The organism is Streptomyces sp. NPDC085931 (genome assembly GCF_044540565.1).
Classification (GTDB): Bacteria; Actinomycetota; Actinomycetes; order Streptomycetales; family Streptomycetaceae; genus Streptomyces.
The window spans coordinates 206,016-227,702 of sequence record NZ_JBITSK010000007.1 but is presented as its reverse complement, the minus strand read 5'-3'; the positions used below and the strand labels follow the sequence as shown (position 1 = coordinate 227,702).

Annotated in this window: 19 protein-coding genes and 1 pseudogene; 9 read left to right on the top strand and 11 right to left on the bottom strand. The window is 74.3% G+C overall.

What is annotated here, in order from left to right; all coding sequences use genetic code 11:
• Nucleotides 1-137: 137 nt before the first annotated feature.
• Together ACIGAN_RS16855 and ACIGAN_RS16850 are read right to left on the bottom strand one after the other, a co-directional pair.
• Entirely contained in the window at nt 138-2,516 is a 2,379-nt protein-coding gene (locus ACIGAN_RS16855; protein ID WP_365091085.1) for a serine/threonine-protein kinase, read from the bottom strand.
• A gap of 192 nt (nt 2,517-2,708) precedes the next feature.
• Nucleotides 2,709-3,430 (bottom strand): annotated as a pseudogene (locus ACIGAN_RS16850) (VOC family protein).
• 134 nt (nt 3,431-3,564) lie between these two features.
• Between ACIGAN_RS16850 and ACIGAN_RS16845 the strand changes: the two are divergent.
• The 3 genes from ACIGAN_RS16845 to ACIGAN_RS16835 all read left to right on the top strand — a co-directional run bounded on the left by ACIGAN_RS16845 (nt 3,565) and on the right by ACIGAN_RS16835 (nt 5,477).
• Entirely contained in the window at nt 3,565-4,200 is a 636-nt protein-coding gene (locus ACIGAN_RS16845) for a TetR family transcriptional regulator (RefSeq protein WP_399858602.1), read from the top strand.
• Nucleotides 4,201-4,352: 152 nt separating this feature from the next.
• On the top strand, nt 4,353-4,778 hold the full coding sequence (locus ACIGAN_RS16840; RefSeq protein ID WP_365091090.1) for a pyridoxamine 5'-phosphate oxidase family protein: 426 nt from the start codon (nt 4,353-4,355) through the stop codon (nt 4,776-4,778).
• A 33-nt stretch (nt 4,779-4,811) separates the two neighbouring features.
• On the top strand, nt 4,812-5,477 hold the full coding sequence (locus ACIGAN_RS16835; protein WP_399858231.1) for a pyridoxal 5'-phosphate synthase: 666 nt from the start codon (nt 4,812-4,814) through the stop codon (nt 5,475-5,477).
• A 55-nt stretch (nt 5,478-5,532) separates the two neighbouring features.
• Here the strand turns inward: ACIGAN_RS16835 and ACIGAN_RS16830 are convergent, their stop codons facing one another.
• Together ACIGAN_RS16830 and ACIGAN_RS16825 are read right to left on the bottom strand one after the other, a co-directional pair.
• Nucleotides 5,533-6,390 carry a GNAT family N-acetyltransferase gene (locus ACIGAN_RS16830; RefSeq protein WP_399858229.1) on the bottom strand — a complete coding sequence of 286 codons (858 nt, stop codon included), beginning with the start codon at nt 6,388-6,390 and terminating at the stop codon, nt 5,533-5,535.
• A gap of 229 nt (nt 6,391-6,619) precedes the next feature.
• Entirely contained in the window at nt 6,620-7,234 is a 615-nt protein-coding gene (locus tag ACIGAN_RS16825; RefSeq protein WP_365091098.1) for a GNAT family N-acetyltransferase, read from the bottom strand.
• Between the two features lie 156 nt (nt 7,235-7,390).
• Between ACIGAN_RS16825 and ACIGAN_RS16820 the strand changes: the two genes are divergently transcribed.
• The gene (locus tag ACIGAN_RS16820; RefSeq protein WP_399858226.1) at nt 7,391-8,596 is read left to right on the top strand and encodes a flavin-containing monooxygenase; all 1,206 of its coding nucleotides are present in this window, start codon (nt 7,391-7,393) and stop codon (nt 8,594-8,596) included.
• A 145-nt stretch (nt 8,597-8,741) separates the two neighbouring features.
• Here ACIGAN_RS16820 and ACIGAN_RS16815 read toward each other — a convergent pair whose 3' ends face one another.
• Nucleotides 8,742-10,052: an MFS transporter gene (locus ACIGAN_RS16815; RefSeq protein WP_399858223.1), complete on the bottom strand. Its 1,311-nt coding sequence runs from the start codon at nt 10,050-10,052 to the stop codon at nt 8,742-8,744.
• Nucleotides 10,053-10,123: 71 nt separating this feature from the next.
• Here ACIGAN_RS16815 and ACIGAN_RS16810 point away from each other — a divergent pair, with 71 nt between their 5' ends.
• Complete coding sequence (locus ACIGAN_RS16810; RefSeq protein WP_399858220.1) at nt 10,124-11,161, top strand: GlxA family transcriptional regulator; 1,038 nt, start codon at nt 10,124-10,126, stop codon at nt 11,159-11,161.
• Nucleotides 11,162-11,751: 590 nt separating this feature from the next.
• On the opposite strand, the gene ACIGAN_RS16805 is transcribed toward ACIGAN_RS16810, so the two are convergent.
• Entirely contained in the window at nt 11,752-12,240 is a 489-nt protein-coding gene (locus ACIGAN_RS16805; protein WP_365091265.1) for an ATP-binding protein, read from the bottom strand.
• Nucleotides 12,241-13,295: 1,055 nt separating this feature from the next.
• On the opposite strand from ACIGAN_RS16805, the gene ACIGAN_RS16800 reads away from it, so the two are divergent.
• Entirely contained in the window at nt 13,296-13,442 is a 147-nt protein-coding gene (locus ACIGAN_RS16800) for a hypothetical protein (protein WP_365738314.1), read from the top strand.
• On the opposite strand, the gene ACIGAN_RS16795 is transcribed toward ACIGAN_RS16800, so the two are convergent.
• Nucleotides 13,421-13,933 carry an EF-hand domain-containing protein gene (locus ACIGAN_RS16795; protein ID WP_365738267.1) on the bottom strand — a complete coding sequence of 171 codons (513 nt, stop codon included), beginning with the start codon at nt 13,931-13,933 and terminating at the stop codon, nt 13,421-13,423. The two genes, ACIGAN_RS16800 and ACIGAN_RS16795, sit on opposite strands and share 22 nt — an antisense overlap.
• A gap of 187 nt (nt 13,934-14,120) precedes the next feature.
• Nucleotides 14,121-14,501, bottom strand: coding sequence for an STAS domain-containing protein (locus ACIGAN_RS16790; protein WP_365091115.1), 381 nt, complete (start codon nt 14,499-14,501; stop codon nt 14,121-14,123).
• 362 nt (nt 14,502-14,863) lie between these two features.
• On the opposite strand from ACIGAN_RS16790, the gene ACIGAN_RS16785 reads away from it, so the two are divergent.
• Together ACIGAN_RS16785 and ACIGAN_RS16780 are read left to right on the top strand one after the other, a co-directional pair.
• Nucleotides 14,864-15,445, top strand: coding sequence for a sigma-70 family RNA polymerase sigma factor (locus ACIGAN_RS16785; protein WP_365091118.1), 582 nt, complete (start codon nt 14,864-14,866; stop codon nt 15,443-15,445).
• Nucleotides 15,442-16,818 (top strand): maleylpyruvate isomerase N-terminal domain-containing protein, encoded by a 1,377-nt coding sequence (locus ACIGAN_RS16780; RefSeq protein ID WP_399858216.1) that lies wholly within the window; start codon nt 15,442-15,444, stop codon nt 16,816-16,818. The genes ACIGAN_RS16785 and ACIGAN_RS16780 overlap by 4 nt, the downstream gene beginning before the upstream one ends.
• A gap of 15 nt (nt 16,819-16,833) precedes the next feature.
• Here ACIGAN_RS16780 and purU read toward each other — a convergent pair whose 3' ends face one another.
• Entirely contained in the window at nt 16,834-17,715 is an 882-nt protein-coding gene (purU, locus tag ACIGAN_RS16775) for a formyltetrahydrofolate deformylase (protein ID WP_365091122.1), read from the bottom strand.
• A 46-nt stretch (nt 17,716-17,761) separates the two neighbouring features.
• On the bottom strand, nt 17,762-18,262 hold the full coding sequence (locus ACIGAN_RS16770) for an SCO4402 family protein (RefSeq protein WP_365738260.1): 501 nt from the start codon (nt 18,260-18,262) through the stop codon (nt 17,762-17,764).
• A gap of 117 nt (nt 18,263-18,379) precedes the next feature.
• Here ACIGAN_RS16770 and ACIGAN_RS16765 point away from each other — a divergent pair, with 117 nt between their 5' ends.
• Nucleotides 18,380-19,690 (top strand): ABC transporter substrate-binding protein, encoded by a 1,311-nt coding sequence (locus tag ACIGAN_RS16765; RefSeq protein ID WP_399858213.1) that lies wholly within the window; start codon nt 18,380-18,382, stop codon nt 19,688-19,690.
• A 223-nt stretch (nt 19,691-19,913) separates the two neighbouring features.
• Here ACIGAN_RS16765 and ACIGAN_RS16760 read toward each other — a convergent pair whose 3' ends face one another.
• Nucleotides 19,914-21,572: a hypothetical protein gene (locus ACIGAN_RS16760; RefSeq protein ID WP_399858210.1), complete on the bottom strand. Its 1,659-nt coding sequence runs from the start codon at nt 21,570-21,572 to the stop codon at nt 19,914-19,916.
• Nucleotides 21,573-21,687: the final 115 nt, after the last annotated feature.

Sequence of the window (21,687 nt, the reverse complement as noted above, 5' to 3'; positions counted from 1 at the left end):
GGGGAGCCGTCGCGGCCGAGGCGTGTCCGCGGACGGGAGCCGTCCCCGCAGGGGCACGGCCCCGCCACCCGGCCCTCCCGTCAGCCGGCCGTCCGGAACCCCTTCCGCGCGCCGGTGCGACGGCCGTCCCGGACGCGTCAGGCGGTGCGCGCCGTGCCCGTGCCCTTCTCGGCGTCCAGCGCGTACACGCAGCGGTCCTTGCTGCACGCGTACACCACCCCGTCCCGGACGACCGGGGAGCCGGTGATCTCGCCGCCGGTGGCGAGCTTCCAGCGCAGCCGGCCGTCGTCGGCCTTCAGGGTGTAGAGCAGGTGGTCGGTGGAGCCGAAGTGGATGCGGCCCTCCGCGACCGAGGGGGCGCCGACGATGTCGCCGCCCGCCTGGAAGCGCCACTTGGGCGTGCCGGTGACCGCGTCCAGGGTGTAGAGGCCCTTGCCGCTGCCCACGTGGACGTGACCGGCGGCGACCAGGACCGGCTCGACCGAGGCGCGGGCCTCGGTGGCGATGCGCCAGCGGTCGCGGCCGTCGGTGGCGTCGAGGGCGTAGACCGTGCCGAGGTAGTCGGCCAGGTAGATGCCGCCGCCGGTGACGGCCGGGCCGGGGACGAAGGTGGGCGGGGAGAGGAAGACGGCCGGGGCCTCGAAGTGCCACCGCACGTGCCCGGCGGCCACGTCCAGGGCGAGGACGCGGGTGCCGGCGCAGACGTAGACGTACCCGTCGGGCGCCTGGACCAGCCGGACCGGGACACCGCCGCAGGAGGCCGCGTCGCCGATGGGGTACGACCAGCGCTCGTCGCCGGTGCGGGCGTCCAGGGCGCGCAGCCGGGCGTCCTGCCACACGTAGACCGTGCCGTCGTGCAGGGCGGGGCCGGCCTCCGGGGACTCGAAGTCCGTCTGGCAGCCGGTGAGCTCCCACAGCTTCTGCCCGTTGGAGGCCTCCCAGCCCTGGACGCCGCCGCCCCGGGTGCCGGTGACGACGGTGCCGCGGCCGGCCTTGAGCGCGTAGACCCAGGCGTCCGTCTGCAGCCGCCACAGGTCGCCGCCCTCGCGGGCGTCCAGGGCGAACAGGGTGGGGCCGTCGGAGGCGTGGATCCGGCCGTCCGAGACGGCCATGGACCAGGCGACGTCCCGGGTCTTGAAGCGGCGCCGGCCGGTGGCCACGTCCAGGGCGTGCACCTCGAAGGAGGTGACGTAGACGAGGTCGTCGGCGACCGCGGGGGTGCCCCAGACGTCGTTGGACATGCGGAAACGCCAGGGGCGCCAGCCACCGGGCTGCTCGGGCGGCGCGGCGGGGGCCGGCGGCGCGGCGACGGCGGGGCCCACGGCGGGGTCGGCGCCGTTGACGCCGGGGCGGGGCTTGGACCAGGAGGCGGCCAGGGCGGCCTCCGGAGGGGGCGCCTTGACGGCGGCGGCCCGGACGTCGGCGACGCGCGGGCCCGGGCCGATGGGCACCCGGGCGCCGGCCAGCCGCACCGGACCCGTGTCGGGGCCGCCGGCCGGGGCCGGCGCGGGCGCCGGGACGACCGGGTCGTGCGCGGGCGGCGGCGGGATGGGCGCCGGGCCCGGGGCGGGACGGCCGCCGCCGCTGCGTCCCTGGCCGGGGGCGGGCTTGCCGGCCGGGCGGCCGTTGCGGCGGGACTCGATCAGGTGGACCGCCCGCTCGGGCAGCCACGCGGAGGCCGTGCCGCTGTCGTCGGAGCCGGAGCCGAACAGGTGCGGGGCCAGCTGCGCCTGGAGGTCGGCCGGGTTGGGGCGGGCCGTGGGGTCCATCTGCATACAGGACTCGATCAGCGGACGCAGTTCGTCCGGGAGCCCTTCGAGGTCCGGGCCCTCGCGCAGCAGCATGAAGACGGTCTCGACCGGGTTGGCCCCGTGGAAGGGCGGGTGGCCGGTGGCGGCGAAGACGAGCATGGAGCCGAGCGAGAAGACGTCGCTCGCGCCCGTGACGCTGCGGGAGTCCTTGGCCTGCTCGGGGGACATGTAGGCGGGCGTGCCGACGGCCACGTTGGTCATCGTCAGACGTGTGTTCGAAACGCCGGACGCGATACCGAAGTCGATCACCCGCGGGCCGTCCTCGACGACCAGGACGTTCGACGGTTTCAGGTCCCGGTGCACCAGACCGGCCCCGTGGATCGACTGCAGCGCCTCGGCCACCCCCGCCGCGAGCCAGCGCACCGCCTGGGCCGGCAGCGGCCCGCAGTCGTTCACTATCTCTTCCAGGGAAGGCGCGGGAACGTAGGCGGTGGCCAGCCACGGCACGGCGGCGCGCGGGTCGGCGTCCACCACCGCGGCCGTGTAGAAGCCGGAGACGGCCCGGGCCGCCTCCACCTCACGGGTGAAACGCACCCGGAACAGCTGGTCCTCGGCCAGCTCCGTCCGGACGGTCTTGATCGCCACGCGCCGGCCGGACGCCGAGCGCGCGAGATAGACCAGCCCCATGCCGCCGGCACCCAGCCGTCCCAGCACCTCGAACGGCCCGATCCGCCGCGGATCGTGCTGCGTCAGCTGATCCACCACTCTGCCTGCCACCTCCCCGTACGAGCCGCGCCAAGCCACATCTTCCACGCGACCCCGTGCAGCGTCTCACCACCGCACCGCCATGGCGGCACGCACCCCGATTCTTCCTGGCCGAAGCCGTGGTGGCGAACCCGGTGACCATTGGGGTGTCTGCGTCCATACAGGGATAAAACATGACCAGCCGACGCCCGCTCAGCGGCGCAGCAGCGCGAAGGACGCCCCCTGGTCGTCCGTGACGACGGCCACGGTGCCGTAGGAGGTCGTGAACGGCGGGGCCTGGACCCGCCCGCCGAGCCGGGTCACCTCCTCCAACGCGGCCGGTACGTCCTCGACGGCGAAGTGGACGAGGAAGTGGGGCGGCATCTCGGCGGGGAAGACGTCGGAGACCGGGGCGCGGCCGAAGTCCGGCGCGGCCTCCGGCCCGAACAGGGCCTCGCGGAAGAGGTCGCCGTAGAAGCCGTTGGCCGCCTCGGTGTCCCGGGCGTACAACTCGGCCCAGGCGAAGGTGCCCGGCTCGTGCCGCCGGCCGAAGCCGGGGTGCTCGCGCGGCTGCCACAGGGCGAAGACGGCCCCCTCCGGATCGGTGACCAGCGCGGTGACGCCCAGCTCTGCGGCCGGCACCGGCGACTGGACGACCTGTCCGCCCGCCGTCCGGATCCGCCGCACCAGGGCCTGGGCGTCCGGGGTGGAGAAGTACACCGTCCAGACGGTGGGCAGCCGGCCGTCCGTCTTGCGCACCAGCGCGGCCACGGCTGCCCGTCCTTCAGCGCCCGCGTGAAGGGACCGAACCAGTCCTCGAAGGCCCACCCGAAGAGTTCACCGTAGAAGCGCTTGCCCGCCTCGACGTCGGGGAGCTGCGCGTCCACCCAGCAGGGGACGCCCTCTGCGTACACCGATGCCCTGTTTTCGGCCATGTCGCCAACGTAACCGCCACCGGCGCACCCCGCAGACCAGGCACACCAGCCTCCGTACCCCCTCACACCCCATTTGCAGTCGGCCGAATCGCGCCCCGATCACGCCTCGGTAAGCTGACGTCATGACAGGACAAGTGCGTACCGTCGACGGCCGCGTGGCCGGTCGGCGTGGGCAGGCGACCCGGCAGAAGCTGCTCGACTGCCTCAGCGAGATGCTCAGCTCCTCCCCGTACCGGGATGTCAAAGTCATCGATGTCGCCCGGAAGGCGGGCACTTCGCCCGCGACCTTCTACCAGTACTTCCCGGACGTCGAGGGCGCCGTCCTGGAGATCGCCGAGCAAATGGCGTCCGAGGGCGCGACGTTGACCGAACTCCTTCAGGGCCGTTCCTGGGCGGGGAAGGCCGGCTGGCAGACGGCGCAGGAACTCGTCGACGGCTTCCTGGAGTTCTGGCGGAAGAACGACGCGATCCTGCGCGTGGTGGATCTGGGCGCCTCCGAGGGTGACAAGCGCTTCTACAAGCTCCGCATGAAGATCCTCAACTCGGTCAACAACTCCCTCGCGGACGCCGTCGCCGAACTGCAGGGCAAGGGCCGGGTCGACAAGGACGTGAACCCGGCGGCCGTCGCCGGCTCGCTGGTGACGATGCTCGCGGCCGTCGCCTCGCACCAGAAGGGCTTCTCCTCCTGGGGCGTGAAGCAGGCGGAACTGAAGCCGAACCTCGCGCTGTTGGTGCACCTGGGCGTCACGGGGAGGAAGCCGACGAAGTAGCCGGTCGCGGCGTCCCCTCCCCTTTCCCAGTCCTGTCTGGCAGGCGGCGGTCCACCCCGGTGGGCTGCCGCCTGTCGTGCTGTGGGGCGGGAACACCCCTGCCGCTTCCCGGCGTTGCTTCCAGCACCGACCGCCTGCCGAAGGAGACCGTGGTGGCTCTGTCCCGCGAAGAACGTGAACAGTTCCTGGCCGAACCGCACATCGCGGCCCTCGCGGTCGACGCGGGAGCGGGCCGCGCCCCGCTCACCGTGCCGATCTGGTACCAGTACGAGCCCGGCGGCGACATCTGGATCATGACCGGGCGCGACTCCCGGAAGAACGAGCTGATCAGCGCGGCGGGCCGGTTCTCCCTGCTGGTGGACCGGGTCGAGCCCACGATCCGGTACGTGTCCGTGGAGGGGCCGGTGGTCGACACGGCCCCGGCGACCCTCGAACAGCTCCGGGAGATCTCGGCGCGCTACCTGCCCGCCGAGAAGGTCGACGGCTATGTGGACTTCGCCTCGAAGAACCACGGGGAGCAGCTGGTGCTGCGGATGCGGCCGGAGCGGTGGGTGTCCTCCGACCTCGGGCAGGTGTGAGCCCGGTGCCCCCAAAGCGGTGACAATCGGGGCATGGCAACCGATCTTCACGAGCTGCTGAGGTCGCTGCGGGTGTGGGACCCGGGGACCACGGACCTGCGGCCCTTCGACCCGGACACCGCGCCCGAGGCCCCCCTCCCCCTGTTCGCCGAGTGGTTCGCGCAGGCGGTGGCGGCCGGGCAGCCCGAGCCGCACACCATGTCCCTGGCCACCGCGGACCCGTCGGGCCTGCCCGACGTACGGATCGTGATGCTGCACGGCGCGGACGACGAGGGCTGGTCCTTCGCGTCCCACGCGGGCAGCCGCAAGGGCCGCCACCTCGCGGGCCGGCCGTACGCCGCGCTCGGCTTCTACTGGCCCGTGCTGGGCCGCCAGGTCCGCGTCCGCGGCCCGGTGTCGGCCGCCCCGTCCGAGCAGGCCCAGGGCGATCTGCACGCCCGCTCGACCGGTGCCCTGGCCGCCGCCCTGACCGGCCGGCAGAGCGAGGTCCTCGGCTCGCTGGAGGAACTGGACCGGGCCTCGGCGGCCGCCTGGGAACGGGCCGCGCGGGAGCCCCGGGCGCCGGTGCCCTCCTGGACGCTGTACCGGCTGCGGGCGGAGGAGGCCGAGTTCTTCCAGGGCGACGAACGGCGACGGCACGTCCGGCTGCGCTACCGGCGCGCAGGGCGGGGGTGGGCGCGGGAACTGCTGTGGCCGTGACCGGCCCCCCGGGGCGTCCGGCCACGGGCCCGCGCCGCACCCTGAACGCGTGCGCCTACCCGAAGTCGCGGACCGCGAAGTCCGCGACCGGCCGGTAGCCGATGCGCTGGTAGAGGCCGTTGCTGGTCGGGTTCGCCAGGTCCGTGAAGAGCAGCACCTCGCGCGCCCCGGCGGCGAGGGCGGCGCGGCTGACCTCGGCCGTCACGGCGCCCGCGTAGCCACGGCCGCGGTACCGGGCCGGGGTGTAGACCCCGGCGACGCGCACCTGCCCGGCGACCCGGGGGCCGGTGCCGGCCATGGCGACGGGCGTTCCCTCGGGGGTCTCCCAGAGAGTGACGCCGCCGCTGTCGATGCGGGCGTCCGCCCACTCGGCGGGGTCCCGGACGGTGCCCGCCCCGACGGCCTCGGTGAACTCGTCGTGCCAGCGCACCAGGAGCGCGTGGTCCCCGCGGGCGGCGAGCCGGGGCCCGCCGGGCGGCAGGGGCCCGGGAGCGGTGAGGGCGCCGAGCCGGTAGAGCCGCTGGCGCCGGCGGAGGGTGGCCGTGGCGCCGGTGTGCCGCTGCCAGGCCGTGGCGAAGGCGGCGGCGGTGTCGCGGTCGGCGCTCACGCCGGGCAGGGGCCTGCCGAGGCCGGCCAGCCGCGCGGCGAGGTCACCGGCCTCCCCGGGGGTGAGGGCGGTGGCGTTCAGCCAGTGCGGCGGCGTGCGGAAGAAGACCGCCCGGGTCTTTCCGTCCCGCTCCAGCACGCCGAACTCCGGCTCGCCGTCGCCGTACACGCGCGGTCCCCGGGTCCGCAGGGTCTCGGTGACGGTCAGCGGGACGGTGTGCCGCGCGGGCCGGGAGCGCAGGAAGTCCCCGGCCCGCAGCAGGAAGCCGTCGAGGTCGTGGGTGAGGTGCCAGGTGCCGGTGTCCATGCCTCATCGTGCCGTCGCCCGGCTGCCCGGGGCCCCTGATTTTCCGCTCCCCGTCAGCTCACCTGCCGCTGCGAAGCAGCTCGCGGGGTCGGACGCGGTGGTCGCGTCGGTGACGATCCGGACCGGGCCGGTTCACGGGTGCGGTCATCTCGGGTGGTCCCTTCTCTGCGGTCACCCGTGACGACCGGCGGAGCGGGGCGAACCGATCGGCCCGGCCGCGTGATCCGGGTCACCCGGGGTCGTCCGGGCCGGCCGGGGCCGGATCCGTGGCCAGCCGGGCGTGCAGGTGGGCGTCCCGGAACGCGTCGTGGCGGCCCTCCTGGAAGACCGCCCCGCGCAGGGTGCCCTCGTACGCGAATCCGCACCGCCGCGCTATCCGGCAGGAGACGTCGTGACCGACCGCGTGGTCCAGTTCCAGGCGGTGCAGGCCGAGTTCCGCGAAGGCCCAGTCGGCGGCGAGCAGCAGGGCCCGGGTGGCGACGCCCCGGCCGCGGGCCCCGGGGAGCACCCAGTAGCCGACGCGGGCGATCTTCAGGTGGTACTTGATCTCGTTGACGCCGATGTGTCCGAGGGCCTCGCCGGTGCGCCCGTCCGCGACCCGGAAGGAGACGGAGGTGCCCTCCGAGGCGCTCTGCGCCCGGGCCAGCAGGGACTCGCGCGCGCTCGCCCGGTCCGTGACCAGCCGCAGCGGGGTGTTCCAGCGGCGGAACTCCGGGTCCCGCATCCCGTGCAGCCAGGTGTCGATGTCGGATCCGGACCCGGCGTCCCAGGGGCGCAGGCTCAGGCCGTGGCCGTGGAGTTCCGTGCGGGGGCCGGTGAGGGACGGGTCGCGTAAGGGGGCCATGGGGCCCATTCAATCCCCTGATCCGCCGTACGGGACGGGGCCGGTGAGTCATCGGCGGCCGTGCCCGCGCCCGCCTCGCGCAGCCGTGATCAATCCGAAACCAATTCCGGTCTTGACCGAGACCCATCAAGCAGGTCCGGGATTACGCTCCCGCTCATGGCCGACTCCACACCCCCCGCACCCCTTAGCGCGCCTCCCCCGCCCGACCGCCCCGTCTACGTCATCGGCGGCGGTCCCGGCGGACTCGCCGCCGCGTACGCGCTGCGGGCCCGGGGCATACGGGCCGTCGTCCTGGAGAAGTCCGACCGGGTCGGAGCGTCCTGGCGCCGCCACTACGACCGGCTGCACCTGCACACCACCCGCCGGCTCTCCGCGCTGCCCGGGCTGCCGATGCCGCGCCGGTTCGGGCGGTGGGTGTCCCGGGACAACGTGGTGCGCTACCTGGAGAAGTACGCCGAGCACCACCGCCTGGAGATCGTCACGGGCGTCGAGGTGTCCCGCGTGGAGCGCCTTCCCGACGGCACGGGCTGGCTGCTGCGCGCCACCGGCGGCCGGGAGCTGACCGGCGCCGCTGTGGTCGTCGCGACCGGCTTCAACCACACCCCGCGCGTGCCGGACTGGCCGGGCCGCGCCGCCTACCCCGGCGAGTTCCTGCACGCCTCGCGCTACCGCAACGGCGAGCCGTACGCCGGCCGGGACGTGCTCGTCGTCGGGGTCGGCAACACCGGTGCCGAGATAGCCGTTGACCTCGTCGAGAGCGGCGCCGCGCGGGTCCGGCTGGCCGTGCGCACCGTCCCGCACATCCTGCGCCGGTCGACGGCCGGCTGGGCGGCCCAGTACAGCGGCATCCTGGTGCGCCGGCTGCCGGTCGGCCTGGTCGACCGGATGAGCCGGGTCCAGGCGAGGGTGGCGATGCCCGACCTGTCGGCGCACGGGCTGCCGCGCCCGGACACCGGGCTGTACAGCAGGGTGCGGCAGGGGGCGATCCCGGTGCAGGACGTCGGGCTGATCGACGCCGTGCGCAAGGGCAGGGTGGAGATCGTCGCCGCCGTGGACGGCTTCGAGGCCGACGGCAGCATCGCCCTCGCGGACGGCACCCGGATCTCCCCGGACGTCGTGATCGCCGCCACGGGCTACGTCCGCGCCCTGGAGGACCTGGTCGGCCACCTCGGCGTGCTCGACGCCCGCGGCAGACCCGTCGTCCACAGCGCCCGCACCCCGCAGGACGCCCCCGGCCTGTACTTCACCGGTTTCACCAACCCGATCAGCGGCAACCTGCGCGAGATGGCGATCGACGCGGTGCGGATCGCGAAGGCCGTCGCCCGGGACGGCTCGGGGAGGGTGTCCCGGCTGCCGGGGTGACCGGCCGTGAAGTCCCCCGCTACCGCCAATTCCTGACGTTGCGTCAGTTGCGCTGACCCGTCGGGGCGTCGGTCGACGGCCGGCTCGGGGCACGGCGTGCTGCGGCTCCGCCGCGCCCCGACGGACCGGCCGCGGACCGGGCCCCTCAGCCCGCCACCGCCACCGCCGCACCCCCGGTCCGCCGCCGGATCACCAGCGCCATCAGCGCCGCCGCCGCGCACAGCGCACCCGACGCGTACCAGACCACGTCGTACGACCCGAAGGTGTCGCGGGCCACGCCGCCGAGGAAGGCGACGAGGGCCGCGCCCACCTGGTGGGAGGCGAGGACCCAGCCGAAGACGATCGCGCTGTCCTCGCCGTACTGTTCGCGGCACAGGGCCAGGGTCGGCGGGACGGTGGCGACCCAGTCGAGGCCGTAGAAGACGATGAAGAAGATCATCGGCGGGTGGACGCTCGGCGCCAGCAGCATCGGCAGGAACAGCAGCGACACGCCCCGCAGCGCGTAGTACACGGCCAGCAGGCGGCGCGGCTCGAAGCGGTCGGTGAACCAGCCGGAGGCGATCGTGCCGACGACGTCGAAGACGCCGATGACCGCCAGCAGCGAGGCCGCGGCCGTGATGGGCATGCCGTGGTCGTGCGCGGCGGGCACGAAGTGGGTCTGGACCAGGCCGTTCGTGGAGGCACCGCAGATCGCGAAGGTGCCGGCGAGCAGCCAGAACGGCCCGGTGCGCGCGGCCGAGAACAGGACCTTCAGGGTGCGCCGGGCGGCCCCGGGGACGGGCGCCGGCTTCGGCACGAACTCGGCCGCCCCGTAGGGCTTCTGGCCCAGATCGGCGGGATGGTCGTGCAGCAGCAGCCACACGAACGGCACCACCGCGAGGGCGGCGAGCGCGACGGTGACGGCGGCCGGGCGCCAGTCGTGCGTCTCCACGATCCAGGACAACAGCGGCAGGAAGATCAGCTGCCCGGAGGCCGAGGCGGCGGTGAGGATGCCGCTGACCAGGCCGCGCCGCTCGGTGAACCAGCGGTTGGTGACGGTCGCGGCGAAGGCCAGCGCCATGGAGCCCGAGCCGAGGCCGACCAGCAGCCCCCAGCACAGCATCAGCTGCCAGGCGGCCGTCATCCACACCGTGAGCCCGGAGCCGACCGCGATCACGGTCAGGGCGACGGCGACGACCCGGCGGATGCCGAAGCGGTCCATGAGCGCCGCGGCGAACGGGGCGGTCAGGCCGTACAGCGCGAGGTTGACGGAGACGGCCGCGCCGATCGTGCCCCGCGACCAACCGAAGTCCTGGTGCAGCGGATCGATGAGCAGACCCGGCACGGAACGGAAGGCGGCGGCGCCGATGATCGTCACGAAGGTGACGGCGGCGACGAACCACGCGCGGTGCACACGACGACGGCGGCTGGGCTCGGGCGGCTGCTCGACGGCCGCGGCTTCGGTTGTCTGGGTCACGCCATAGAGCTTCGGGCCGGGGCCGATCTCCAGCGAGTGGCCCGAAGGACAGCCTTCGTTAGGATCGGGCCATGACCTCGGCCACCGCTTCCGGGCCCGCGGGCGCCGGCCACCGCCCGCACCGCGTCGCCGTCCTCGCCCTCGACGGACTGCTCCCGTTCGAGCTGGGCATCCCGCACCGCATCTTCGGCCGCCCGAAGGACGACCGCGGACGGCCCCTGTACGAGGTCCTGACCTGCTCGGTCCGGCCGCCGGGCCCGGTGGAGACGGACGCCGACTTCGCCATCCACGTCCCGCACGGCCCGGAGCTCCTCGCCACCGCCGACACGGTGATCGTCCCGGCGTCCTACGAACTCGGCCCGGTCTACGAGGAGGGCGTGCTGACCGACGAGCTCGCCGCCGCCCTCGCCCACCTCAGGCCCGGCACCCGGCTGGCCTCCATCTGCACCGGTGTCTACGTCCTGGCCGCGGCCGGCCTGCTCGACGGCCGTCCGGCGACCACGCACTGGGCCCAGGCCGAGCATCTGCAGCGGCTCTTCCCGCGGGTCCGCGTCGACCCGGACGTGCTGTTCGTCGACGACGGCGACGTGCTCACCTCGGCGGGCGTCGCGGCCGGCATCGACCTGTGCCTGCACATGGTGCGCCGCGACCACGGCACCGCCGTCGCCACCGACGTGGCCCGCCGCACGGTCGTGCCGCCGCACCGCGCGGGCGGGCAGGCGCAGTACATCGCGCGGCCGGTGCCGGACCCGCAGCAGGCGTCCACCACCACGGCCCGCGCCTGGGCCCTGGGCCGCCTGCACGAGCCGATCCAGCTGCGCGACATGGCCGCCCAGGAGGCCATGTCGGTGCGTACGTTCACCCGCCGCTTCCGCGAGGAGACCGGCGTCAGTCCCGGCCAGTGGCTCACCCAGCAGCGGGTGGAGCGGGCCCGGCACCTGCTGGAGTCCACCGACCGCTCGGTCGACCAGGTGGCCCGGGAGGCGGGCTTCGGCACGGCCCAGTCGATGCGCCAGCACCTCCAGGCGGCACTCGGCGTCACGCCCTCCGCCTACCGGCGGACCTTCCGGTCCGGGGCCGAGCACCCGGAGGCCGGCCTCAGCAGGTGAGCCCCGCCCGGGCCACTCGCCCGGCCCGGGCGTCCGCCGCCTTGCCGAAGGGCGGGCTCGAAAAGTTGTCCACAGCCTGTGGAGAAGATCGGCCGGTGCGCCGTCCCGCCGCCGGCCGCCCCGGGCCGTTCACCGGGGCGACCGGATCCACGGTGAATCCGGTCGCCCCCCCCCGGGCCGGTGCCCCCCTCCCCCTGACGTGCGATGGCGGCGCCGCGCTGCTCGCCCCGAGCACGACAGCGCGCGCCGCCATCCGACTCCGGCGCTCCCGCCCCGGCTTCCATGGCCCTGACGGAAGCCGACGCCGAGTCACGACTCACACTCGCCGAGGGCCGCCGTCGCGCGGCCCTCGCCGTCCCCTCACGGCGAATCGCTGCCCACAAGCGTGAACATCCGGTCACGGCGCGTCAACACCGATTCGGCGATCTGCACCTTGTGCGGCTTTTGCCGCGGGCGCGCACGGAAGCACGTCCCGGCGCACCGCCGCATCTCCGCACGGAGGCGGCCGGCTCGGCATGCCCCCGTGCCCCGGGCCCGCCGCACGACCACGCGGCATGTGCCGCCGTGCACCGCGCGCGGGGGCGCGGGCCCTACACCGCCTCGTAGGCCGCGAGCCCTTCGAGGGCCGCGCCGCCGGCGCCGCCGTACGCCACCGCGCCGCCCCCGCACGACGCCGGGATCTCACGGGAGGCGGCGCACCGGTCCAGTTCGCACCAGATGCGCTTGCCGGTGGCGTCGATGCTCCAGCCCCAGCGGTCGGCGAGGCCGTCCACGAGGGCGAGGCCCCGGCCACCGGTCGCCTCGTCGCCCGCGCACCGGGGCACGGGGGCCCGGCCGCTGCGGTCGGCGACCTCCAGGCGGACCGTCGCCTCCTCCGTCACCACGGGCGGCAGACACAGCCGCAGCACGGCGGGGCGGCCGGTGTGCACCACGGCGTTGGTGACGAGCTCGGAGACGAGCAGGATCAGCGTCTCGGCGAGCGGTTCATCGGCCTGTATACCCGACCCGGCCAGGCGCGAGCGGGCCCACCGCCGGGCCCGCCCCACCTCTGCGGGGTCGGGCCGGATCTCCAGCTGCACTTGAAGCACCTGCACCGCTCACACCATCCGAACCGGCGGACACTTAGGCTCGCGCCTCACGAGGGCCACGATCGTAGCCATTTTCTGCATGGCCAGAACAACGGCCGGGTCAGGGATCACGGACCGTGAGTCCCTTGTGGGACAGCATGGTTGACGTACAGTCACCCCAACAAGCGCTTCGGGCATATTCCAGCGCGAAGGAGTACCCGTGCGGCATACTGTGCGACGCTCACCCGGGGCAGTCGAACAGGCCGCGCCACGGGGTCGCACTGCGCTCACAGCCACTCGCATCTCACACAAGGTACCGGAGCGTGCCGTCGACTCCGGGCCGTGACGAGACACTCCGAGGACACAAGCCGGTATCAACGCTCCGTGATCATGACGTGCCACGATCCGCGACATCCGCTCGGGCCCGTACGGCGATACCGCAGCCAGCAGGCCTGTCAGACCTCTCCGGCCGAGCGCCCGGCCGCCTCCATCCCCTCACTCTGCGTGACATCGCCGCCACGTCCGGTTCGAACCCGTGCCCGCCTCGGCCGCAGGCGGACCTCGGACTCCCAGGTGAAGCCCGTGCCGCCGTGCACCCGGAGTCCGGCCCCGGGCGCCGCGCACGCCGTCCTCGTCGGCGCGCAGCCGGGCGGCCGCGACGTCGGCCGGGCCGCCGGTGACCGCCGCCGCGCACACCTGAGCGCGGGCCGTTCCCGTGCGCGCCGGTCTCCCGGCGCACAGGTGTGCCCCGGCCTGCGGGGCGTCGGCGGGCCGTCCGAACTGCTCGTGCGCCCGGGCGTGTTGCCCCGCCGGCTCGCGGACGCGGCCGGCCCCGCCGAGTGGCCCGGCGGGCACGCGGTGCAGCGGGGTGAGCGGGGCGGGGGAAGCGCACAGGGCCGTCGACGCCGACGAGGCCGTGCTGACGGCTCGTCAGCTAACGCCGTCCGGCGCCGCATGCCCCTCGGGGACGCGGCCGTGATCGGGCTGTCCCGGCCCGGCGGCGGCGAATCGCGGTGCGTGGAGGGGCGCAACGGCCACTCCGGGCCGGGCCGTTGACGTTCGGCGCCGTGAGGGTGGTCCCGCGCGCCGAGGGCGTGCCGGTGCGCGAACTGCCGGAGCGCCTGGAGCTGGTGGACGCCCTTCCGCGGGGCGGGACCCTGCGGAAGGGGCTGACGTACAAGCTGGGCGAGCGCTACTCGGGCACGGTGAAGTAGCGGGCGAAGGCGGGCACGACGTCGGCCTCGCGGACCTTGCCGTCACCGTCCGCGTCGAGCGTGGCGGCGGCCGTGGCGACCATCTCCTCGGGGACGCCCAGGCACTTCAGGACGCGCCCGGCCTCCTCGACCGCCACGGCGCCGTCGCCGTCGGTGTCGGCGACGTCCAGGGCCGCGTGCAGGAAAGGGCGGGCGATCTCGGCGAACCGGTCGGGGTTGTCGCGCAGGCGCTTGACCGCGCCGTTGACGAACTCCTCGCGCGTGATGCGCTGGTCGCCGTCGCGGTCCGCCATCCCGGCCATGCCCTGCCAGAACGCCTCGGCGCCGCCGAACAGTGCCTGCCCCTTGTCGGAGCGGGCCGCGACGGCGAACTCCGTGAGCAGCGCCTTGGCCGCCCCGAAGAAGTCCTCGCGGTCGATGTAGCCGTTGCCGTCCTGGTCGAAGGTGGCGAACCGGGCGGCGATCCTGCGCTCGTACTCGCTGCTGACCATGTCTGTTTCGGGCCGCCTTACGTCAGGTGGGGTGCGTCTGGGTCGGAGCGTACGACGGAGGGAGGGGTTCGGGCGCGGGAAAACGTCACTTGTGCCAAGACCGGGGGAATTCCGGGACACCACCGTGCCGAACGGCGACACCCGTCCTGTCGTGCGGGTCGGGGACGTGTCGCGGGGGTGGCGAGGGTCAGGCGGAGAGGGGCTCGCCCTCGTCGCCCAGGGCCGCGTCCAGGTCGCCGTACACGTCGAACAGGCGGCGCACGCCCAGTGCGCCGAGGACCCGGTTGACGTGGGAGCCGTCGGCGGCGCCCCGGGCGGGCAGCACCAGGCGCAGCCGGCCCTGGCAGGAGCGGATCAGCCGGCGGGCGGCGATGAGCACGCCCACGCCGCTGGAGTCGCAGAAGAACACCTCGGACAGGTCCAGGACGAGACAGTGGTGCCCCTCGGCCACCACGTCGTGCACCCGCTGACGCAGCACCGGCGACGTCACCAGGTCCAGCTCGCCCGACACCCGGAGCACGGCCCACTCGCCCTGCTCGCCGCCGGTCACTTTGAAGGCCACCACCACGCCCCTCGCTCGCCAAAACGGAAGCAGTCCCTACGCTTCCTTGCAGCGCGGCTGCCCAGCGGCCGTTCCCTGAAACACGGCCCGAAAAACGGTTCCCTCGCAAAAGAGGCTTGTTTTAGTCGACTTCGATCCGCTTCGATCCTAATCAGTCACGTCTGATCGGAGAACGGATGGGTAGGTGCGACCCCAAAGGCATCCCGCGCGAGCGCCCGGCGCCCTCTACCACCTGCGGGCCTTCGGGGGGCGCACATTGCCACAAAGGGGCGTGCGCCACCGGACGTGCCGACTACATTCGAGGAGACGTGAGGCACAGGCTGGACAGGGCACGGGCGCGGAGCACGAGCAGGGGGTGAGGGGGCCGCATGGCGCACAGGGACGTACCGCCGCGCTGGGACCGCAAGATGCAGCAGCGGCTCGCCCGCGGGGAAGCCGCCGCCCTCGGTGAGCTCTACGACCGGTTCGCCTCGCTCGTGCACGGCCTCGCCCACCGCGTCCTCGGCGACGAGAGCGCGGCCGACCGCGTCACCCGCGAGGTCTTCGTCCACGTCTGGGAGCACCCCGACTCCTACGACCCCAGGGAAGGCCCGCTGCGGACCTGGGTCGCCGCGCTGACCCACCGGCTCGCGGTGCAGCGGCTGCGCGCCGCCGAGACGGCCGCCCTCGTCCGGGACGGCTCCGGCTCCCAGGAGGAGCTGGAGCACCGGGTGCGCAGCGCCGCCGTCGCCGCCCGCGCCGACTACATCGTCCAGTCCATGCCGGTCCCGCTGCGCTCGGCCCTGGAGCGTGCCTACTTCCAGCGCCGCGACTACCGCCAGGCCGCCGCCGACCTCGGCATCACCGAGGACGAGGCCCGCCGACGCCTGCGCCTGGGCCTGCAGTTGCTGTCCACCGCGCACGACACCGAGGCCCCCGGCGCCCCGCCCGGATTCGGGGGTGCGGTGTGAACGGGCCGGACCCTGACGAGGCGTACGACGACCACGAGGACGCCGGCGGCGGCCGCGCGGAGCCGGACGGCTCCCGGCAGGAGAACGACACCCGCGGAGAGAACGGCAGTCGGGATGAACAGGGTGCAGGCGGACCGGGCGGACCCGGGCAGGGCGACGCGCCGCACGCCGGCGGCGGGCGGCCGCCGCGGATACCCCTGCCCCGGACCTCCGTCGAGGACGGCGGGCCGCCCCTGCCCGCGCCACCACCACCGGAACGGCCCGTGTTCACGCATCCCCTGCTGAAGTCCCTGCTCGGCGCCTGGGCGCTGGCCGCCTGCTCGGCCGAGGAGGCCACGGCCGTCGAGGAGCACCTCGGATCGTGCGGCGGGTGCGCCGACGAGGCCCGGCGGCTGCGCGAGGCGGTCGGGCTGCTGCAGCGCCCCGAGAGCCTCGACCTCGACCCGGGTCTGCGCACGCGCGTCCTGCAGACGTGCCTGGAGCGGCGCCCGCCGCGCATCCCGGTGCCCGAGTGGGCCGCCGCGTACGACGCCGAGACCGCCCGACTGGACGCCCTGCTGCAGGACTTCGGCGACGCCGAGTGGCACGCGCCGGTACGGCTGCGCTGGTTCCGCGCCGACGAGGCGACCACGCGCCGGACCACCGTCGCCGGGGTGATCGCGCATCTGCTCAGCGTCGACGGGCTGGTGGCGGTCGCGCTCGGCCTGGACGACCCGCTGGGCGACGTCCCCTCCGCACGGCCGACCCCGGCGGAGCGCACCGAGGCCTACTGGCGCGCTTCCCACTTCCCGCCCACCCGCTCCGTACGCGCCCCCTGGCGGGAACAGAGCCACAGCCTGGTCCGCACGGTGTCCTTCACGGGCGGCGGCGCGGGCAAATTGCCGATTCCCTACGGCGACTTCGACCTGCCCCTGCACGACGCGATGCTCGACCGGGCCTTCGAGTGCTGGGTGCACGCCGAGGACATCGCGGACGCCGTCGACTACCCCTACGACCCGCCCGCACCGCGCCATCTGCACCGCATGATCGACCTGGCGGCCCGTATGCTCCCGGCGGTCCTGGCCCACCGCCGGCAGGCCGGTCTGGCCGCTCCCGCCCCGCACCGCCACCTGGTCGCGGCCGGCGAACCGGGCCGCAGCCTGCGCCTGGAGATCGAGGGCTCGGGCGGCGGTGAGTGGCTGATCCCGCTGGACTCCCCCGCGGCGAAGGGCTCCGCCGAGCACGAGGTGGCCCACGTGGCCCTGGACGGCGTCGAGTTCTGCCGTCTCGCGGCAGGCCACGTCCCGCCGCAGGAGGCGGCGGCCGGACAGGTCGGGGACCGGGAGGCGATCAGGGACGTCCTCTTCGCGGCGGCGTCCCTGAGCAGGATGTGAACCGCCCCTTTGTGCCTAGGCGAACACCACGGTCCGCCGCCCGTTCAGCAGGATCCGGCGCTCGGCGTGCCACTTCACGGCCCGCGCCAGCGCCTGGCACTCCACGTCCCGCCCGATCGCCACCAGCTGGTCCGGCGTCACGTCGTGCCCGACCCGCTCGACCTCCTGCTCGATGATCGGCCCCTCGTCCAGGTCGGCCGTCACATAGTGGGCGGTGGCCCCGATCAGCTTCACGCCCCGGGCGTGCGCCTGGTGGTACGGCTTCGCGCCCTTGAAGCTCGGCAGGAACGAATGGTGGATGTTGATGATCCGCCCGCTGAGCTGCTTGCACAGGTCGTCGGAGAGGACCTGCATGTAGCGGGCGAGCACGACCAGCTCCACGCCCTCCTCGCGCACGATCTCCAGCAGCCGCGCCTCGGCCTCGGGCTTGGTGTCCTTGGTCACCGGGATGTGGTGGAAGGGCACGTTGTACGAGCCCACCAGCTCGGCGAAGTCCGTGTGGTTGGACACCACGGCCGCGATCTCCACCGGCAGCGCCCCGATCCGCGCCCGGAACAGCAGGTCGTTCAGGCAGTGCCCGAACTTGCTGACCATCAGCAGGATGCGCATCTTCTCGTCGCCCCGGTTGATCTGCCAGTCCATCTGGAAGGAGTCACCGATCGCCGCGAAGCTGGCCCGCAGCTTCTCCACCGTCACCGGGGCGTCCGCCGAGAAGTGGACCCGCATGAAGAACAGTCCCGTGTCGTGGTCGCCGAACTGCTGGCTGTCCTCGATGTTGCAGCCGGTCATGAACAGATAGCTCGACACGGCGTGCACGATGCCCTTCCTGTCCGGGCAGGAGAGCGTGAGGACGTACTGGTCGGGCGGGACCGCGGCGCTGGTGGACTGCTCGTTCATGCAGGACAGGTTCCCACAAGGGGCGACGGCGCCGGCAATCGTCCCGCTAGGCGGACCTCGTCATGATCCGCAGCACCTCCAGGCTGCGCGGCGGGGTGTCCGGCTCCTCGCCGTCACTCGTGGCGAGGAGGACGTGCGCCTCCCGGGCGGCCCGGACCGCCTCCGGCCACGCCTCGTGCTCCAGGTACGCGGCGACCGGCGCGTCCGGCCCCACCTGGTGCATGATCCGCAGCACCCGCAGCACGGCGGTGTCGACGAGGGCCGCCTCCTGTGCGTCGCGGAAGATCGTGCCGACGTACTTCTCGGCGGACCAGTGGTCCAGCCAGGTGTCCTCGACCAGCCGGTACACCGCGTCGGTCACGTCGCCGTAGCCGTCCACGCCGGCCAGCCAGACCTCCCGCTGGAAGACGGGATCGGAGAGCATGTGCAGCGCCGAGCGCACGTTGCTGCGCCAGCGCCACCACGGCATGTCGTTGACAGGCATGCCGCCCATGGTGGATGAGCGACGGCCACGTCGGGAAGAGTTCTCCGAAGCTTGCACGGTCATCGATCGTACGTTCCCCTCCACATCGGTCACACGGACCCCCGTAATTCACCTGTACGTCACCGGTCGTCGACCGCGGGTCACTCATGGGTTAGCCGTGTGACGGAATCGTGCGGACCCATGACCGGCAGGCGACGCACCCGCAGCACATCCCTTTCCGGCCTCCTCACCCGTCACGCCAGAAGAGGCGTCCTCTCCGCGGGCGCGGCGGTCGCGTGCGCCTCGCTCCTGGCCGGCTGCGGGGTCGTGCCCGGTACCACGGGGGGTGCCGGGGACGAGCCCATCACCGTCATGACGTGGGCGCCCGAGAAGACCAGGGCCACCAACAAGCCCGGCATGCCGGCCTTCGCCCGCGCCTACGCCCGCTGGGTGAACGCCAACGGCGGGATCAACGGCCGCGAGCTGAAGGTGCTGACCTGCAACGACCACAACGACAGCGTGGCCGCCGCCAGGTGCGCGCGGACGGCCGCCAAGGAGAACGTGGTCGCGGTCGTCGGATCCTACAGCCAGCACGCCGACTCCTTCTTCCCGTCCCTGGAGGGCGCGGGCATCCCCTACATCGGCGGCTACGGCATCACCAACGCCGAGTTCACCAGCCCCCTGTCCTACCCGGTCAACGGCGGCCAGCCCGCGCTGCTCGCCGGGCTGGGCCGCGCGCTCGCCGACTGCGGGCCGGTGGCCCTGATCCGGCCCGACACCATCGCGGGCGACCAGCTGCCGCCGCTGCTGGATTCGGGTCTGAAGTCGGGCGGGCACGCGCCCGCGCGGGACCAGCGCGCACCGGAGGACGCCACCGAGTACGACGGCCAGGCCGAGCGGGCACTGCGCTCGACGACCACCGACCCGCGGGACGAGGGCTGTGTGGTGCCCGCGCTCGGGGACCGCAACGGCACGTTCATGGACTCCTTCCGCCGGGCCCGGGAGGACTATCCCGACGTGCGGACGGCCGCCGTGCTCGGCAGCGTCGACCAGACGGTGATCGACGCGACCGGTGGGGCGTCGGGGCCGTACGAGGGGTCGTACATCACCGGCTGGTACCCCGTGGCGAGCGATCCGCGCTGGGACGGGATGAAGCGGGTGATCAAGGAGGAGGCCTTCGGCGACAACCGCATCGACCCCGCGGACGCCGGTGTGCAGACCACGTGGATCGCCTACACCGTGTTCCACCGGGTCGTCGAGTCGCTCGGCGACGGCGAGGTGAGCGCCGACACCGTCGCGGAGGCCCTCGACGACGGCCTGGAGATCGACACGGGCGGGCTCACGCCGACCCTGCAGTGGCGGTTCCAGGACGAGCTGGCCTCCGTCGGCTTCCCGCGGCTGGTCAACGCGAACGTGACCCTGCAGGTGGTGCGCGAGGGACGGCTGGTGTCGGCGCGCAAGGGCTTCGTCGACACGACCCGGACCCTGCAGGACGCGGACGTGACGTACTAGGCCGTGTCCGTAAAGTCCCGCCTGCCCCGCGACGCCTGGCACGCACTCTCGCCGCACCGAGCGAAGCCCCAAGTACATCCGGTACGCGGGCCTCCGCCCGGCGCGCCGAGAGCACGCACCAGACGCCGCAGGGCCCGCCCTCCGGGCGGACGACGGGACTTTACGGACACGACCTAGGCGCGGGCCCGGCGGTGCCCGCCGGGCCGGCTCGGCCCGGCGGCCGTCACAGCTGCGTCGGCTGCCGTTCGGTCAGGCCGTAGGTCTTGGCGATGCTGTTCCACAGCGTGGCCGCCTTGGCCTTCTCGGCGCTCGCGACGCCGCTGGCCCGGTTGCCCGCCTGCGTCTGGCCGGTGACGCGGGCCTGGCCCTTCCTGCACCCCTTCTTGCCCGCGGTCTGGTCGGCCCAGGCCGCGTAGTGGTTGTCGGCGGAGGCGGAGGCCTGCCACGCCTTGGTGAGGGCGGTGGTGAGCTCGGCGTGCCCGGGCAGCCGGTCGACCTGGATGCCGTCGAGCCGGGTGACCAGCTGGGTGCGCTGCCTGGCCGCGTCGCGCAGGTCCTTGGCGGCCTGGGCGAGGTTGTCGCAGCCCTTGACGTCGGCCACCGCGTTGATGACCGCGCTGCGGCTGTCGCCGCTGTCGGCGAGCAGCTTGTCCAGCTCGACCGCCTGGGCGCGGGCCGGGTCGGCGGAGGGGGAGGCGGAGCCGTCCGTGGCCGGCGCGGAGGCGGCCACGGTCGTGTTGTCGTCGCCGCCGTCGTCACCGCCGCCCCCGGCGAGCAGCGCGCCCGCGCCGACGCCGAGGACGGCTATGCCGATGCCGACGGCGGCGATGACGGGCACGCGTGAACCGGTCCGGCCGCCGCGCGAGCGGCCCGCGGCGGGAGCGGCGTGGGAGGTCTGGGGGGCGCGGTGGGAGGGCTGGGAGCGGTGCTCCTCGACACGGGGCAGCTGCTGGGTGGCCCCGGCGGGGGCCTCGGCGGCCGGGTCGGTGCGGAAGAGGTGGCCGAACTCGGCGGGCGGCTGCTGGTCCGCGCCCCCGGGCACCGGCGCGATGTACTGCGTGGCCTCGGCGTCCGGGTTCGAGGCGGGCGGCAGCGGCCCGGCTCCCGACCCGGCGCGCGGTCCGGTCCCCAGGAACCGGGTCGCCTCGGGGTCCTCCCCGGCGGACGACTCGGGCGGCAGGGCCCCCGGTCCGACCGGGGGTATGTACTGCGTGGCCCCTTCGTCGGCGGCGGGGGGAACGGGCGGCAGGTACTGCGTGGCGGCGGCGGACCCGTCCGCGGCGACCGGCGGCAGGTACTGGGTCGCCCCCTCGTCCGGGGCCGCATGCCGCGGGCCGCTCGCGGGGCCGTGCCCGTGCCCACCGGCGGGAGAGCCGTAGGCGTCCGTGGCGGGGTGCAGCGGGGCCGACCCGGCGCCGTACGGGCCCTCCGGGGGCAGCGGGGCTCCGCCGCCCGGCGCGCCGTAGGCACCCGCCGGCGGCTGGTGCGCGTCGTAGGAGGCGTGCTGCGCCTGCTCGCCGTACGGGTGCGGCGGGCGGGTGCCCTCCTGCGGGAGCGCTCCCGGGTCCTGCGGACCGGGCGCGGACCGCCCCCCGTCCCAGGACTGCTGCGGGGGCGTGGGCCACTGCTGCTGCGGCGGCGCGGACTGCCAGGTTCGGCCCGGCTGCGGGGGCGTCTGCTGCTCGGGGCCCCAGGGCCGGTCCCAGGTCCGGCCCTCGGCCGGGGCCTGTCCCGTCGGGGCGGGGGCGGGCCGGCGCGTGGCGGCGTCGCCGGGTCCGCCGGTCATGCCCGGCAGCAGGGGTTCGCCACCGTCCGAGGGCAGCACGATGCCTTCGCGCGCGGGGCGCGCCGAGGGCTCCTCGCCCTGTCCACTCTGCGTCACCGGGACTCCTACTAATGGGGGACCTTGTGAATCGTCGGGTCACGCTACCGGGTCCCCTGAGCCCCGTGCCACGCAGCACAGGGCGCGACCGCCCGCCCTGTGAGCGCGGCGACAG

Coding starts and splice junctions, on each gene's coding strand:
- ACIGAN_RS16835 (WP_399858231.1), top strand. CDS start 4,812: ATGGCAACCGATCTTCACGAGCTGCTGAGGTCGCTGCGGGTGTGGGAC.
- purU (WP_365091122.1), bottom strand. CDS start 17,715: ATGAACGAGCAGTCCACCAGCGCCGCGGTCCCGCCCGACCAGTACGTC.
- ACIGAN_RS16820 (WP_399858226.1), top strand. CDS start 7,391: ATGGCCGACTCCACACCCCCCGCACCCCTTAGCGCGCCTCCCCCGCCC.
- ACIGAN_RS16785 (WP_365091118.1), top strand. CDS start 14,864: ATGGCGCACAGGGACGTACCGCCGCGCTGGGACCGCAAGATGCAGCAG.
- ACIGAN_RS16770 (WP_365738260.1), bottom strand. CDS start 18,262: ATGACCGTGCAAGCTTCGGAGAACTCTTCCCGACGTGGCCGTCGCTCA.
- ACIGAN_RS16830 (WP_399858229.1), bottom strand. CDS start 6,390: ATGGACACCGGCACCTGGCACCTCACCCACGACCTCGACGGCTTCCTG.
- ACIGAN_RS16795 (WP_365738267.1), bottom strand. CDS start 13,933: ATGGTCAGCAGCGAGTACGAGCGCAGGATCGCCGCCCGGTTCGCCACC.
- ACIGAN_RS16825 (WP_365091098.1), bottom strand. CDS start 7,234: ATGGCCCCCTTACGCGACCCGTCCCTCACCGGCCCCCGCACGGAACTC.
- ACIGAN_RS16765 (WP_399858213.1), top strand. CDS start 18,380: ATGACCGGCAGGCGACGCACCCGCAGCACATCCCTTTCCGGCCTCCTC.
- ACIGAN_RS16810 (WP_399858220.1), top strand. CDS start 10,124: ATGACCTCGGCCACCGCTTCCGGGCCCGCGGGCGCCGGCCACCGCCCG.